Source organism: Exiguobacterium sp. s78, assembly GCF_018618985.1.
GTDB lineage: Bacteria > Bacillota > Bacilli > Exiguobacteriales > Exiguobacteriaceae > Exiguobacterium_A > Exiguobacterium_A abrahamii.
Genome location: NZ_JACSNB010000001.1, coordinates 1,662,430 through 1,676,664, shown reverse-complemented (window position 1 = coordinate 1,676,664; position 14,235 = coordinate 1,662,430). Strand labels below are relative to the sequence as shown.

Annotated in this window: 18 protein-coding genes; 13 read left to right on the top strand and 5 right to left on the bottom strand. The window is 45.6% G+C overall.

Annotated elements, in window-relative coordinates; genetic code table 11:
• Positions 1–44: 44 nt before the first annotated feature.
• On the top strand, positions 45–401 hold the full coding sequence (locus KNQ18_RS08750; protein WP_023467859.1) for a hypothetical protein: 357 nt from the start codon (positions 45–47) through the stop codon (positions 399–401).
• Positions 402–529: 128 nt separating this feature from the next.
• Here the strand turns inward: KNQ18_RS08750 and KNQ18_RS08745 are convergent, their stop codons facing one another.
• The gene (locus KNQ18_RS08745; RefSeq protein ID WP_215084559.1) at positions 530–898 is read right to left on the bottom strand and encodes a hypothetical protein; all 369 of its coding nucleotides are present in this window, start codon (positions 896–898) and stop codon (positions 530–532) included.
• 232 nt (positions 899–1,130) lie between these two features.
• On the opposite strand from KNQ18_RS08745, the gene KNQ18_RS08740 reads away from it, so the two are divergent.
• The 5 genes from KNQ18_RS08740 to KNQ18_RS08720 all read left to right on the top strand — a co-directional run bounded on the left by KNQ18_RS08740 (position 1,131) and on the right by KNQ18_RS08720 (position 7,285).
• Positions 1,131–1,370: a hypothetical protein gene (locus KNQ18_RS08740; protein WP_047396064.1), complete on the top strand. Its 240-nt coding sequence runs from the start codon at positions 1,131–1,133 to the stop codon at positions 1,368–1,370.
• A gap of 206 nt (positions 1,371–1,576) precedes the next feature.
• Positions 1,577–2,698 carry an exonuclease SbcCD subunit D gene (locus KNQ18_RS08735; protein ID WP_215084557.1) on the top strand — a complete coding sequence of 374 codons (1,122 nt, stop codon included), beginning with the start codon at positions 1,577–1,579 and terminating at the stop codon, positions 2,696–2,698.
• Positions 2,680–5,685 (top strand): SbcC/MukB-like Walker B domain-containing protein, encoded by a 3,006-nt coding sequence (locus KNQ18_RS08730; RefSeq protein ID WP_215084555.1) that lies wholly within the window; start codon positions 2,680–2,682, stop codon positions 5,683–5,685. Before KNQ18_RS08735 ends, KNQ18_RS08730 begins: the two co-directional genes overlap by 19 nt.
• Before the next feature lie 13 nt (positions 5,686–5,698).
• Positions 5,699–6,490: an AAC(3) family N-acetyltransferase gene (locus tag KNQ18_RS08725; RefSeq protein ID WP_214804555.1), complete on the top strand. Its 792-nt coding sequence runs from the start codon at positions 5,699–5,701 to the stop codon at positions 6,488–6,490.
• 57 nt (positions 6,491–6,547) lie between these two features.
• Positions 6,548–7,285 (top strand): Bax inhibitor-1/YccA family protein, encoded by a 738-nt coding sequence (locus tag KNQ18_RS08720; protein WP_214724661.1) that lies wholly within the window; start codon positions 6,548–6,550, stop codon positions 7,283–7,285.
• Positions 7,286–7,328: 43 nt separating this feature from the next.
• Here the strand turns inward: KNQ18_RS08720 and KNQ18_RS08715 are convergent, their stop codons facing one another.
• The 3 genes from KNQ18_RS08715 to pssA are packed head-to-tail and all read right to left on the bottom strand — an operon-like array spanning position 7,329 to position 8,900.
• Positions 7,329–7,871, bottom strand: a complete 543-nt coding sequence (locus tag KNQ18_RS08715) for a GNAT family N-acetyltransferase (protein ID WP_214804557.1) — start codon at positions 7,869–7,871, stop codon at positions 7,329–7,331.
• Between the two features lie 25 nt (positions 7,872–7,896).
• Positions 7,897–8,373 carry a DedA family protein gene (locus KNQ18_RS08710; protein ID WP_251133331.1) on the bottom strand — a complete coding sequence of 159 codons (477 nt, stop codon included), beginning with the start codon at positions 8,371–8,373 and terminating at the stop codon, positions 7,897–7,899.
• Positions 8,370–8,900, bottom strand: coding sequence for a CDP-diacylglycerol--serine O-phosphatidyltransferase (gene pssA, locus KNQ18_RS08705; RefSeq protein WP_215084553.1), 531 nt, complete (start codon positions 8,898–8,900; stop codon positions 8,370–8,372). Before pssA ends, KNQ18_RS08710 begins: the two co-directional genes overlap by 4 nt.
• Before the next feature lie 136 nt (positions 8,901–9,036).
• Between pssA and KNQ18_RS08700 the strand changes: the two genes are divergently transcribed.
• Positions 9,037–9,897: a MerR family transcriptional regulator gene (locus KNQ18_RS08700; RefSeq protein ID WP_251133330.1), complete on the top strand. Its 861-nt coding sequence runs from the start codon at positions 9,037–9,039 to the stop codon at positions 9,895–9,897.
• Between the two features lie 150 nt (positions 9,898–10,047).
• Here the strand turns inward: KNQ18_RS08700 and KNQ18_RS08695 are convergent, their stop codons facing one another.
• Positions 10,048–10,353 (bottom strand): hypothetical protein, encoded by a 306-nt coding sequence (locus KNQ18_RS08695; RefSeq protein ID WP_029341343.1) that lies wholly within the window; start codon positions 10,351–10,353, stop codon positions 10,048–10,050.
• A 130-nt stretch (positions 10,354–10,483) separates the two neighbouring features.
• Between KNQ18_RS08695 and KNQ18_RS08690 the strand changes: the two genes are divergently transcribed.
• The 6 genes from KNQ18_RS08690 to arsD all read left to right on the top strand — a co-directional run bounded on the left by KNQ18_RS08690 (position 10,484) and on the right by arsD (position 14,222).
• Positions 10,484–11,218, top strand: coding sequence for a nuclease-related domain-containing protein (locus tag KNQ18_RS08690; protein WP_214857267.1), 735 nt, complete (start codon positions 10,484–10,486; stop codon positions 11,216–11,218).
• A 75-nt stretch (positions 11,219–11,293) separates the two neighbouring features.
• Positions 11,294–11,716, top strand: a complete 423-nt coding sequence (locus KNQ18_RS08685; protein ID WP_023467873.1) for a MarR family winged helix-turn-helix transcriptional regulator — start codon at positions 11,294–11,296, stop codon at positions 11,714–11,716.
• 68 nt (positions 11,717–11,784) lie between these two features.
• A complete protein-coding gene (locus KNQ18_RS08680) occupies positions 11,785–12,804 on the top strand; it encodes an ABC-2 transporter permease (protein ID WP_215084551.1) in 1,020 nt (339 codons plus the stop codon).
• Between the two features lie 194 nt (positions 12,805–12,998).
• On the top strand, positions 12,999–13,421 hold the full coding sequence (gene arsC / locus KNQ18_RS08675) for an arsenate reductase (thioredoxin) (RefSeq protein ID WP_214724671.1): 423 nt from the start codon (positions 12,999–13,001) through the stop codon (positions 13,419–13,421).
• A 20-nt stretch (positions 13,422–13,441) separates the two neighbouring features.
• Positions 13,442–13,756, top strand: coding sequence for an ArsR/SmtB family transcription factor (locus KNQ18_RS08670; RefSeq protein ID WP_214724673.1), 315 nt, complete (start codon positions 13,442–13,444; stop codon positions 13,754–13,756).
• 106 nt (positions 13,757–13,862) lie between these two features.
• Positions 13,863–14,222 (top strand): arsenite efflux transporter metallochaperone ArsD, encoded by a 360-nt coding sequence (arsD, locus tag KNQ18_RS08665; protein ID WP_058705163.1) that lies wholly within the window; start codon positions 13,863–13,865, stop codon positions 14,220–14,222.
• Positions 14,223–14,235: the final 13 nt, after the last annotated feature.

Here is a 14,235-nt window from a genome sequence, read left to right as displayed (position 1 = left end):
GTAAATCGGTCTACAGGTTTTGAACGTGAAGAGGAGTGATTCAGATGAAACAAGAATTCGATCCAATCAAGGATCAAGCACAGACGGAAGACGCCCAAGCAGTTGTTCAGCAAGCCAACTGGAATCCGGATCGGTACCGGACGAACTTGAACCCATTCTATCTGTCACCTTGTAGTGTCGAACGTAGAGAAGACGTGCATCAGGATGCATCGAAAATTCTCGAAGTCGAGACGTCGTCGCCCCTCCAACAACTTTTTGAACACAATCAAGCAACGCATAAATCAGAACAATCGGGCAAAAAATTTAAAACAGGCATCGTCGTCGGCGTCGGTGCGATCATCGGCGGATCGGTTTCTGTGATTCGTTCCGTTCAACGCTTTAGAAAACAACGGACGAAATAATACGTTCGTCGTAAGAGTGAAAAAGCAGGAGGCATTCGCCTTCTGCTTTTTGTGTTACCCTTTCGTTTCACAAAAGAAATGAGGGGTTTTAGTATGTATGTTGTTTCTACTTGTTATATCTAGATTTATCAGTTAGTTACATTATCAAATGCGGTAGATTTACTGTTCACGTAAACATCGATGATTTTATGTTCAGGATCTAATGTTAACTTGTAGACATGCTGCTTCGTTTTCCTATGAGTTTTAGATTCATTCAATTTAATCTTTAGCGTATCTCCTTGTTCCTCAAGATCAGTAGCAACTGTTTTCTTTGACTGATAAACAACATAAGCGACTTTGTCTTTCGTATTGATCAATTGCAAGGTATTAGCGGGATTGATCTTCGATTGGATAGCGTTAGGTACTATTTTTAGTTCACTAAAACTGAGTTTAGAATCGTTTACGTTACAGGCTGATAAAGTAGTACATAATACGATCAACAGTATAAGTCGTTTCATATTTTTCCCTCCTAGCTTTCAAATGAGAAGTATATATTGTATTTTAACAGTTCTTTAAAGTATACAGACCTCAAAAACTAATAAAATTTTCTATATTAGCCATAATATTGATTCATAAAAAAATTAAATGGTAAAGTAAATACTATTGATTAACTCATTTCTATAATTAAAAATAGCGATGTGATACCAAATTTAAACAATTTTAAGTTATTTAGTAATAGGAGGGTTTTAATTGCGTAAGATGGGATTTTGTTTTGTATTAGTAGCTTTGACTAAGCTATGGCTATCTATTTACTTAGCTGAGTTTTTATTTCTTAGAGAGCTAGAGGTGTACAAAAGTGTCGGAGGTGATGCGATTGACATGATTCCGAGCCTTACTTGGTGGATCATTCTTTTGGAATGTATCATAGGTATTACTTTGATTGTTACAGATGGGAAAAGAAAACTAAAACAGACTGTAGATAAAAAGTAAACGTTCTATCTATTTTCTATTGAAACTAATGTGTAGTTTTTCTCTTAGTCGAGAAGAATTACACTTTTTTTCGTCATTACGTATCATTGGATTGATGTGCAACACGAAAACTTCTGCTTTTTGTGTTCCAAACGGATGTTCGTCGCAGAACGACCGCTTGCATGCTACACTTAAGCTACTATATTCAAAAAGTGAGTGTGATGAAGATGAAATGGATACATACTGCCGATTGGCATCTCGGCAAAATCGTTCATGGCGAGTCGATGCTCGAGAACCAGCGGGCGGTCTTAGCGGATTTTTTGACACTCGTCGACCGCGAACAACCGGATGTGATCGTCATTGCAGGTGACTTGTACGACCGCGCTGTACCACCAACGGAAGCCGTCGAACTGCTTGACGAGACGCTCGCTGCCTTGATTCTCGATCGAGACATCCCGGTCGTTGCGATCAGCGGAAATCACGATTCGGCCGAACGGTTAAGTTTCGGAACGACGTTACTCCAACGGGCTGGTCTGCATCTCGTCGGAAAACTAACGCCGGTCATTACTCCGGTCACGATTAAAGGGGTGTCATTTTATCCGGTGCCATTTGCGGATCCTGCGACCGTTCGGTACGTACACAAGGACGAAACGATCAAGACACATGATGATGCGATGCGGACGATCCTTGCCGGATGTATTCCGGACGGACCGAGTGTCCTCGTCGGTCATGCCTTTGTGATTGGTGGACTCGAGACGGATTCGGAGCGGCAATTGTCCGTCGGAACAGCAGGGCAGGTCAGTGCGAGCCAATTTGCACCGTTTACGTATACGGCACTCGGTCATTTGCATAATCCGCTTGCGATTCAATCCGAGACGGTTCGTTACAGTGGATCGCTCTTGAAATATTCATTCTCGGAAGCCCATCACGTCAAAGGGGTCGATGTGTTGACGTTGAACGATGCGGGTACGTTCGATCGCCGGTTCGAACCACTTGCACCGAAACGTGATTTGCGGGAATTGACGGGAAGTCTCGCTGAGCTGACAGACCCGGCGTTCGTCGCGACACAAGACACGGATGATTACTTAAAGATCAATCTAACGGATGGTGAAGCCTTGATGGATCCGATGGGCAAGCTGAAAAAAATCTACCCGAACATCTTGCACCTCGAGCGAATCGGATTCATTCGAGAGAGTACGCGGGCGGTCAAGGCGTCTCGGGAGCAAGTCAAGGATGCATCCGTTGCGGATCTATTCAGTGAGTTTTATGAAGCAGTCCGTGAGAAGAAACCGACGGAAGCGATGCAAGCCGTCCTGAAGGAGGAAGCGACATGCGCCCAGAACGACTGACATTACGCGCCTTTGGACCATTTGCTGGTGAAGAGACGATTGATTTCACGGCACTTGCCGGACGGACGATGTTCGTCATTTCCGGGAATACCGGAGCAGGAAAAACGACGATCTTTGACGCATTGACGTTCGCCCTGTATGGCGAGACGTCTGGTGGTGAGCGGGAAATGAGCGAACTGCGAAGTCATTTTGCCGTGCCCGAGCAAAAGACGGAAGTTGAACTGGAGTTTACGCTGAAAGGGGAACGGTACCGGATCATCCGCCAACCAAGTCAACCGCATCCGGTCAATAAAACCGGTTACTCGCATGAAGCGGAGCTCGCTCGGTTCGACGGAACGACGTGGAAACCGCTCGCGGTCAAGATTCCGGAAATCAAACAACGGGTTCAAGAGCTGATCCAGCTCGACCATAAACAGTTTTCACAAATTCTCCTGTTGCCGCAAAATAAGTTCCGCGAACTGTTGATGGCAGAGTCAAAAGACAAACTCCAGATTCTCAAGCAACTGTTCAAGACGGAACATTACGGTGAGTTCCAGCAATGTTTGCATCGACAAGCGCTCGATCTTGCGGCACGCATCAAGGAAACAAAGACAAAACAATGGGCCAAACTTGAGGAATTACCATTGCAAGCGAACTGGAGTGAACTGACGGAAGGCGACATCCGGTTACGGATGGAGGCGTTGACGACGGAACGGAACGAATGGTTAACGGCTGCCCGTCAAGCTGAAGTAGAGATCCGTGCGATCGTTGAGAAGAAAACGACGCAGTTGCAACAAGGCGAGCAACTCGAAGCGGTTTTCCAAGAGCAGGAGCGACTTCAACAGACCGAACAGTTGCTAGTGGATCGCTTACCGGAAATCAAACAGATGCAAGAAGAAGCAATGGCGGCTGAACGCGCTCAAATCGTCGGGCCAATCTATGACCAGTGGCAACAGGATCAAGAACAATTGACGCAACTCACGCATCGAAAACAGGAAACCGAACAGCAAATCACCCGCTTGAAAGAGCAACAAGAGGTCGTCCAAGCAAAAGTGGATCGATTGCTAGCGGAGGAACCACAGATTGAGCAACTCAGTCGTCGTCTCGAAAAGATTCAAGAAGAGCGCGAACGGTTGGAAGCAGAAACGGCTTTACGGCAACAACAGCAACAACTAGTAGAACGTTTGAAGCTTCTGGACCCAGAGTCATTACGGAAGCAACTCGAACAAGCACGGACGGAGCGAAAGAACGTTCAAGAACAACTGCATCCATTGCAAAACGTCGGAGCAGAGCGCTTACAGGTGCAAGAACGGCGCTTCATCCTGCAACAGCTAGCGACAAAGATGGTGGAACATGACAAATTGGAAGCAGAACGGCAACAGCTGATCGTCCGCGGCACGAGCGTCCGGGATCAAAAAGAGGCAGCGGCGCGCCAGTATGAAGAAGCGCGTAGATACGAACGGGAACAACTGGCTGCTGAACTTGCCAAAGGATTGACGGACGGGACGGCTTGTCCGGTTTGCGGCAGTACATCGCATCCACAGCATGCTGTCGCCGTCGCAAAGGAACGATCCGTCGATGTAGCACAACAGCGGTTCCTTGAAGCCCAACAAGCGCATCAAGAATTGCAAGCCTCGTACCGGACGGTTGCCGAACGTCTGCAGCAACTGACGACCGAAATGCAAAAGACGAGTGAAAACGAGTCATCTCATGCGGATGTTTCAGCACAGCTTCAGGAAGTCGAACAGACGGAAGCCCGATTAGCGGCAGCGCAGACGGAAAAAGCGCGTCTTGAGACTCGTCTGCAACAACTCGAGCAATCCATGGACCAGCTACAACTGAAGATCGATGCAATGATCAAAGACCGGACCGTCATCGAATCGGAATTGGCACACTTGTCTGGTCGCCTAAGTCAATCAGGAGAGTCCGCGAAATCGCTACCAGCACTCCGTGAGGAACAACAACAGGCAGAAACACGTATTGAGCAGTTCAAACAAGACAAACAACGCCAGCTACGCGAGAAGGAACAGCTCGATCGTGACTTCGCGGAACACCAAGGACGATTCCGTCAATTGACTGAGGCATCTGCTGAACAAAACGACCGATTAACGAACCGCGAAAACGAATTACACGCAGTCCTGGCAGAAGAAGCGTTTCCGACGATTGAAGCCTTCCGCGATGCGAGACGTTCTCGTGACGAACTCCGTCATCTCCAAGAACGTTTGGAACAAGACCGTCTAGCGCGGCAGGAATTGAAGCTGAAACAGGAACAAGCCCGTTTGAAGACAGAAGGTCAAGTGCGTCCGGATCTCGAACAGTTGCGGATGGATGTGAAGACGTCGTCGCTCGAACTGACGGAGCGGACCGACCGACGTGTCGGGCTTGAGAAGGAACGCGCACACATCAATCAATTGATCGCGGCTTGGGAAAACTTGCAACGCCAAATCGAGGACGAGGATGCGAGATACGGAGTCATCGGCGAACTCGCTCGCGTTGGTGTCGGGGAGAATTCGCAACGGATGACGTTCGAGACGTACGTCCAGACGGCATACTTCGATGAGATCTTGTTCGCCGCAAACCGGCATCTGCACGAGATGACCTCTGGTCGTTTCCAGCTTGAACGGAAAACGGAGGCGGGAAAAGGACTCAAGAAATACGGGCTTGATTTAAATGTCTTTGACGCGTACACGTCGCAAACACGTCACGTCAAGACGTTATCCGGTGGCGAAAGCTTCAAAGCATCCCTTGCGCTTGCGCTCGGATTGTCGGAAGTCGTTCAAGAAGCAAGTGGTGGCGTGTCACTTGAAACGATGTTCATCGATGAAGGATTTGGAACACTTGACCCGGAATCACTCGAACAAGCGATCGAGACGTTGCTCTCGATTCAAGCGAGCGGTCGCATGGTCGGAATCATCAGTCACGTCCAGGAACTGAAGTCACGAGTTGACGCAAAAATCGAAGTCAAACAAGGAAAAACGGGGTCGACGATTGCACTAGTCGTCGAGTAAGGAGATAAGATCGATGGAAACACGAAACATGGTCACGAAATCACAAATCAAAGAGGCGTTACGCGAATTAGGTGTGGCTCCCGGCATGAAGCTGTTCGTCCATTCGTCTCTCAAACAAATCGGCTGGATTCCCGGCGGTGTACAAGCATTGATTGAGGCCTTACAGGAAGTCGTCACGACGGAAGGGTTAATCATGATGCCGGCGCAAAGTACCGATAATTCGGATCCGAAGAACTGGAGCCAACCGGCTGTGCCTGAAGAATGGTGGGAAACGATCCGCCGGGAAATGCCGGCATATGAACCGGCAAAAACGGTTACACGCGGCATCGGTCGCGTCCCGGAAGTCTTCCGGACGTATCCGGGTGTCGTTCGAAGCAACCATCCGATGTGGTCCGTGACCGCCTGGGGGAAAGATGCGGCGACATTCGTTGCCGATCATACATTAGAAAATGGCTTCGGTCCCGGTTCACCGATTGAACGCTTCATCGAGGCGGACGGTCAAATTCTGCATATCGGTTCTCCTTGGGATACGACGACCGTCTGGCATTACGCGGAATACGGGTTGAATCGTCCGGACGTCGAGGATGGTTGTAAAGTCAAAGAAGGAACGACGGAACGATTCATTCATTACCGACATCGTCAAATCGATAGTGACGCGTTTGGACCGATTGGCGAAGCGTTAGAAAGTGCCGATTTCGTCACGTCCGGTCTGATCGGACAAGCGAAATCTTACCGCATCGATGCCAAAGCCTCGATCCCAGTCGTCATGTTGCAATTAAAAGCGCTCGATCAATGGTTATTTTGAAACTTTTTCGGGAAACCTTCGTAGTAGAAAACAGAATCATAAAAAGGAGTGAAAGCAATGGCTTCACGTTTTAAAGTAAACCCGGCATTGCGTCGCGGATTCGATACGGCACGTGTCGGAGAACGACCAATGACAAAAAGCGGGACGATGAGCAAGATTTTCTTGATGCTCGCTCTCGTCACGGCAGCAGCAGGGGGAAGTTGGTTCTTCCTCGCAGAAAACCAAGCGTTCCTATTCCCGGCATTAATCGGTGGATTCGTCATCGGTCTGATTCTTGCCTTGATCATCACATTCAAACCAGCAACAGCACCGGTCCTTTCACCGGTATATGCGTTGGCAGAAGGTGTCGCCGTCGGAGCATTGTCGCTCGTCTTTGAAAGCATGTACCCAGGTATCGTCGGAAAAGCAGTGGTTGCGACTTTCGTCGTTGCGTTCGCGATGTGGTTCGTCTACTCGACAGGCATGATAAAAGTGACGCAACGTTTCCGTTCTGCGGTAACAGCAGCGATTCTCTCGATCTTCGTCTTGTATGCAGTCAACTTGATTCTCTCGTTATTTGGTGTCGACCTCCCATTCATGACAGGTAGCTCACCGCTTGCGATTGGTATTCAGTTCGTCATCGTCATCGTGGCATCCCTGTCACTCGTGATGGACTTCGATTTTATCTCGCAACAAGTTCGTGCGGGTGCTCCGAAATCGATGGAGTGGGTTGCAGCATTCGGATTGATCGTGACGATCATCTGGCTCTATATCGAATTACTCGATCTCCTGTACCGTCTTGCGGCACGGGATTAACAGCAACAGACGACGGAGAATCCGTCGTCTGTTTTTTTTATCGTTAATTTGTTTTTGAGGATGACATTACTTTTTCAAAACGAAAGAATTCGTATTCTTCATCGGACGTGGGCACTTCGCCCTCTACATTCGGGCCAGGGTTCCCTTTATGATTGAATTCGACGATGTGGAAACCGCACTTATTCACATAGAAATGAATATTACGTTTTTCAAAGTATGGGGTATGCAACTCCCATACTTTTGTTTGTGGAAAGGTGGCTTCAATTGCTTTCCATGCTTTCATGCCAATCCCTTTTCCATCTGCACTTATATATATAAAATCGACTTCATTATGCTGTGTTTTTTCATCAATCCGTAGCACCACACCTCCGACTATTTCACCATCTAGGACGATATGAAGAATAGTAGCGCCCTTCGCACACAACGAATGCTGTATGTCTTCCTCTGAAGGAATAGGTCCCATTTCTGTTAAGTCTTCATATTGACAGCTATCTTGCCAACCTTTCATAAAGGCATCTTGTAATGCCTTTTTAAATTTTGGTAAGTCTTCTGTTGTTACGGGTAATAGCTCAATTTTTGAATCCATGTTGTTTTCACCTCATCCTAAAAAATTAAAAAAAGCGTCCAATGGTTAAAAATATTAAACTCCATATGCCAATACTAATACTGGTATAGAACGAATACGTTTTTATCGACATATGCGACATCCCGCAGAAGTAACCAGCGAAATGACGCATTCCCGGTACGAAATAACTCACGACAAGCGCTACTGCTCCATACTTCCCAATCCACGTTTCAGCTTTACTACTCCATTTTCGAGGAGCGCTCATCCAACGTCCCAGCCAATCAAGTAAAGGACGACCTGCTCGTTGTCCAATGAAATAACTAAATATCATTCCGACGAATGACCCAATACATACGACGACAAACGTTAAATCATAACGAAGAAAACCAATTTTTGTGAAATAACCAACGAGTAAAATCATCAATTCATCTGGAATCGGAAGGCTGAATAGACCTAAGGCCAGTACGAGAAAAATAGCGACATATCCATAGTCTGTAATCATAGCTTCAAATAAAGCCATCATATTGTTTGTTCTTTTTCTGTGCTGATTTTTTTAGCATGTGGAATCTTCACATGACTGATCATTAAATAAGAAAGCAGGCACATGATTACGGCGACGAACATAGGTGATAGGAAAATCGTAGATATGAGTAGACTGACAGCAGCCGCGGGTACGGGTGACCCGATAAAAGTCGGTAACTCACTTTGCGTCGTATTAAATCGTGCTAAGCGAAGTAATGCACAGACATTGTATGACACAGCGAGGAAAAGAGCGATTTGTCCAAAATCACTTAGTAAAACATGATAAGTAAAAAGCGCTGGAGCAATTCCGAACATTACTAAATCTGAAAAAGAATCGAGTTCTTTTCCGAATTCGGATACAGTTCCTAGTTTTCTAGCGATCCTACCGTCAAACAGATCAAACAATAACCCGAATAAAATAAATCCAATTGCTGTACTAAAGTTCTCCTCGAGTACGGCAAAGATAGACAACGTTCCACAGACGAAGTTACTAATCGTTAAGATTGCGGGGATAGCAGTTTTCGACATAATATGAAGTCTTCCTTTCCTGACATGAATGAGCGGATTTGAATCCCTAAGCGACTCATTCAAAATAATTTTTAGTCAGAGTACACGATGGTCGTTTGTGCAGGGATGTGTTACTCTCACAAAAAGAGCATAAACTATGGAGTCACTCCAGGGTAAAGGGGGCAAAAAAGGAAAGATGAAAAATTATTTGCAAAAAAAATTTACAACCGGTGAATTTGCAAAACTTCTTGATATCAACAAAGACACACTTTTGTATTACGATAAAATCAATTTATTTAAACCGGCTGGTACTCATACGAACGGGTATCGCTACTATACGTTTGAGCAATTCGATCAATTTATGGCGATCCATTCATTACGACAAGTAGAAGTACCGATTAAAGAATTAAAAACATATTTTGAAACACCGACGATACGTTCGTTACGACAACTGGCATTAAAACAAAGTGAACAAGTCGCGCTTGAAGTAAAAAAAATGCAGGATATTCAGCTTTTTTTACATCGTGTCGTAGAACTGACAGATGAAATGCAAGGGATTTCGTTCGGAGAAGTGCATTTTAAAAAGTTAGCTGAAGAATCGATTGTACTGAGTGAGGAAAAACTAGATTGGTCCTTGTCTATGGAAGAGTTGTATCAGCACTCTAGTGTATTTTTAAAAGAACTTGGTGTGAAAAGTACAGCTGCACATGGAATCGTTTATGAGAAAGAGAAATTCTTGCAGGAGGAAGGTGATCTACATCATTTGTTTTGTCGCATAGAAACAAGTCATTCGAAGAAAAAACCGGCCGGATTATACGCTGTCCTCTATTTCAAAGGGACTTTTGACAATATCGATACGGCTTATACACAGCTTATGGATTCATTAGTAAAGCAAAACTTTGAAATAGACGGAGATGTGTATGAGGAGTATCTACTTCATTCCATTGCGTCTCTAGAGGAAGAGGAGTTCATCACGAAGATTAGTGTGAAAGTAAAAGAAATCGTTTCGACATCTTGATTATGTATTTTCTAAGAATCGTTTTTAAGAGATTTTGATATGTCTCACTTCTTCCCTTGAGGAACTAAGGATTCAATCATTTGAAAAAGATTGCGTAAAAAGTAAGTAATAAAAAGACCATTCAGCATATATCGCCGATGGTCTTTTTGATCATATTCCGTGCTCGCTTTTTAGTTGATCGACGTATTGTTTTGCTTCGAGTAAGGACGATCCGAGCGTCTCTCGAACGCGTTTGACAGCTTCAACCGTCTTTCCTTCATGAAGCAACTGAACCAGTTCGACTTGTAACGCTGCTTCTTCTAGTGACACCTCATTCAGACCGAGGTGCTCTTCGATCCGTTGTAGCTTCTTCAGAATCGTTTGTTGGCGGCGTTTCGCTTCGTCTGCTTTTTGAGATAAGGACATCCAGATGAAGAATAAGACGATTAGTGGTGCGAACGTGACGACAGAATCCATGGAGAACACCTTCCTTTGTTTCACCGTACCATAGGATAGTCACCATAACAAATAGTGGAAAATGATGTAGAAATTGATTATGCTGATATAGTGGAAAATAAAGGGTTAATATGGAAAGGAGATAAATCTAGTGGATAATGTGTTAGTGACATTTTTACCGCTCTTGATTCAAATCGGACTGATCATGGTACTGTTCTTCTTCGGAACGTTTGGTCTGTTTTTCTTCGTAAAACGCAGTTCGTATCACAGTAGTCGTTATTATCGTTTAACGCGCGAACCGTTTTTACGGATCGTTCGTGATAAAGGGAAATGGGGCGAATACTTGACGACACGTCAACTCGATCAAGTTTCCGGATACGGCACTTATGTCTTTAATACATACTTACCACGTGCGCGTGGAGAAGGAACGACGGAGATCGATGTGACGTTCATTCATGAAAGTGGCATCTATGTACTCGAATCGAAAAACTACAGCGGGTGGATTTTCGGACGCGAGCAGGACCGTCAGTGGACGCAGCAGTTCCAGAATCGCTTCAAGCAACGGTTCTATAATCCGATCAAACAAAATGAAGGGCATCTCAAAAGCATGCAACGCTTCTTAGAAGGAACGGATCCCGCGCTCTTTCACTCCTTGATCGTTTTCAGCGAACGCTGTGAACTGAAAAAGATCACCGTCGATTCAGCGCATGTCCGTGTCTTGAAACGAAATGTCCTTCGCAAGACGATCGAGCAACTCGCGACAGGAAAACCATTGACACCGAGTCAAGTTGATACGATTGCAGGGAAACTCGGGGTTCATTCACAAGTCGATCGTGCCACGCAACAAGCGCATATCGAAGGGATTCGCCAACGCCAGGCAAAATGAGACCGTTGACGGACTTGTTCTTCTTCAGGTATAGTGGATAAATAATAAGTAGTGCAACTATATGGAGATGATGGGATGAAAGAATCGGAATGGTCGCTGGGCATGCAATTATCCCGTAGTTATTATGCGTTCAAACGTGCTGCTGCTAAACGGATGGAAGCGTTCGGTCTGACACCAGAGCAGTTTTCTGTCCTGAGCGAACTCGCTAAACAAGATGGTGTTTCGCAAAAGCAGCTGGCACTCGTGACAGAACGTGATCAAACGACGATTGGTAAGATTCTGGATAAGCTCGGTAAAAAAGAACTGATCGTTCGGACGCCGGACCCCCGGGATCGACGAGCGGTTCTGCTCTTGATGACACGAGAAGGACGCGACATCGTCGATCGCCTCGGACCAGAGCTCGATCAGCTACAACTCGAAGCGTTCCGTGGACTATCGCGAGAGCAAATCGAGCAATTAAAGGAAACACTTGAGACCATTCACCGGAATGTGACGTGAATGGTTTTCCTTCGGACATATAGTTGCACATGATATTATGAGTAATGCATATAAAAGGAGATTGTAATATGAAAGCATGGAAAGATGTCTGGTCAATGACACAAACGAAAGTGGGGCTCGTCTTCGCGATTGTCGTCCCGCTCTTGTTCCTCGTCGTCTGGATGACTGGTTACGAAGGAACGACGGAACGGCTCGATCAATTGAACGTCGGTGTCGTTGGCGAAGTGAACGACCCGTTCGTCACATCACTAAAGGAAGCACCGTTCACTGTCCAAGCACTCGCGACCGAAGCAAAAGGGTTGGAAGCACTCGATGCCAATGAAGTCGATCTCGTCCTACAAAAGGATGATGCCTCTCGTCAACTGACGGCACACGTCAGCCAGACGAATGCCGAATTCGCGAATGCAATTCTCGAGCGGGCAACGGAAACGATCGGCAAACAGTTGAATGATGAGCCGGCGTTCACGACATCGATCGTCACGGAGCATGCCGTCTCAGATTTTGCCTTGTCGATGCTGCCACTCGTCCTCGGGTTCGTCATCTATATCGCGACGATGACGATGGGGATTCAATTCAATCTCGTCAGCACGATCTTAAGTAAGCGTCATTCGATCTGGTCACTATTTTGGAGTCGCCAACTGTTGCACGGGATCGTCCTTCTGGTCGTTCCATTACTGCTCGTTTCCATGGCACATGTATTAACGGACATCACGACACCGTTCATCAAACTGTGGGCGTTCGAACTCCTCGTTGTTGCGACCTGTATCGCTGTCACGCAGATGAACTTTGCGATATTTGGACCGATTGCGCCGCTTGTCAACGTCGCATTGATTCCGTTCCAGTTGATGACTGCCGGAAACATCGTGCCGGCGAAGATGCTGGCACCGTTTTATCAATCGCTTGGAACGTTCCTGCCCGTTCCGAATGCAGTCTCCGGTTTCAGCCGTCTGCTGTTCATGGATGGTTCAGTAGGACCACAGGTGCTTCATTTATCACTGCTTTGTGTAAGTAGCTTCATGTTGACGTTCCTTTTTCTCTATTGGAAAGAGGTACGGGTAAAAAGTAATCGGTTAGTTGAAAACAGTTAATTTCTAAAAGAGAAAAGTAATGTGACTACAAGATCGTCCACCAATGTAGCGGACGATCTTTTTTTTATTCCACAGCAAAAAGTGAGGGAGAACGTCTTATTATCTGTGAGCTTGATAAAAAGTTTCTAAAAAGGGGTTGCATAACCGAATTGTTATATAATATTGTGGTTATATGAAAAAGGGGGCATCCTAATATGTCAAAGCCGATAATTTATTTTTTATGTACAGGGAATTCATGTCGTAGTCAGATCGCTGAAGGTTGGGCTAAACAATACCTGAAGGATTGGGATGTCTATTCAGCAGGTATTGAACAACATGGATTAAATCCAAAGGCAGTTCGTGTCATGCAAGAACAGGGCGTTGATATTTCCAAACAAACTTCCGACCTGATCGATCGAGAATTACTAAAGCGGGCGACGATTGTTGTCACATTGTGTGGTGATGCCCGTGATAATTGTCCTGTCCTCTCACCGAATGTCCGTCATGAGCACTGGGGGTTTGATGATCCAGCACGTGCGACAGGATCAGAAGAGGAGAAATGGAGCGTCTTCCAACGTGTCTGTGAACAAATCAAGAAACGGATCGAACGATTTGCAAAAGAGGAAACGACTGTCTGATACGAAAGGAGGGTATTTTCGTGATTGAAACCACAAATCGTGTTGAAGAGATGAGTCAATTCTTAAAGCTACTTAGCGACGGAACACGTCTTGAAATTTTACGAAGGCTGTACGTCCGTGAACATTGTGTCTGTGATTTCGTCGAGATGTTTGATATCTCACAACCCGCAATCAGTCGCCATTTGAAGTTATTACGTCAATCACAACTCATTTTAGAGCGACGTGAACGACAATGGATACATTTTCGAATCAACCCGAACCATCCTCAATATGATTTACTATTGACTATTTTGAATGCGATGGAGTTGCCGTCGATTCCAGCAAAAAATTGCTGAATTAGCCGCGTTAAAAAAAAGGGAAACCTCCCTTGTGGATTATATAACGAAAACGTTATATATTTTATAACCATTTAGTTATATAGAGGAGTAGATTATGATGAAAATGAAAAAGATTGAAATCTATGATCCGGCGATGTGTTGTCCGACCGGTTTATGTGGACCGTCGATTGATCCTGAATTAACACGGATATCGATGGTGGTCCACGCTTTAAAACAAGAAGGTTATCCGATAGAACGATTCAACTTAGCAAATGAGCCAACGGCGTTCGTTACGAATAATCTCATCAAAGAGGCCATTGCGGAGGGTGTTGATATCTTACCGATCACTCTCGTGGATGGTGCCATCGTTCGTCGCCGTGGTTACCTATCTAATGCGGAATTCGCAAAATTAACGGGATTAGATGAAAAAAGATTCGCTGTCGAAGATGAACGGAAACCAAAAATTCGCCTGACATTAAAGTAAGGACGTGACGAGA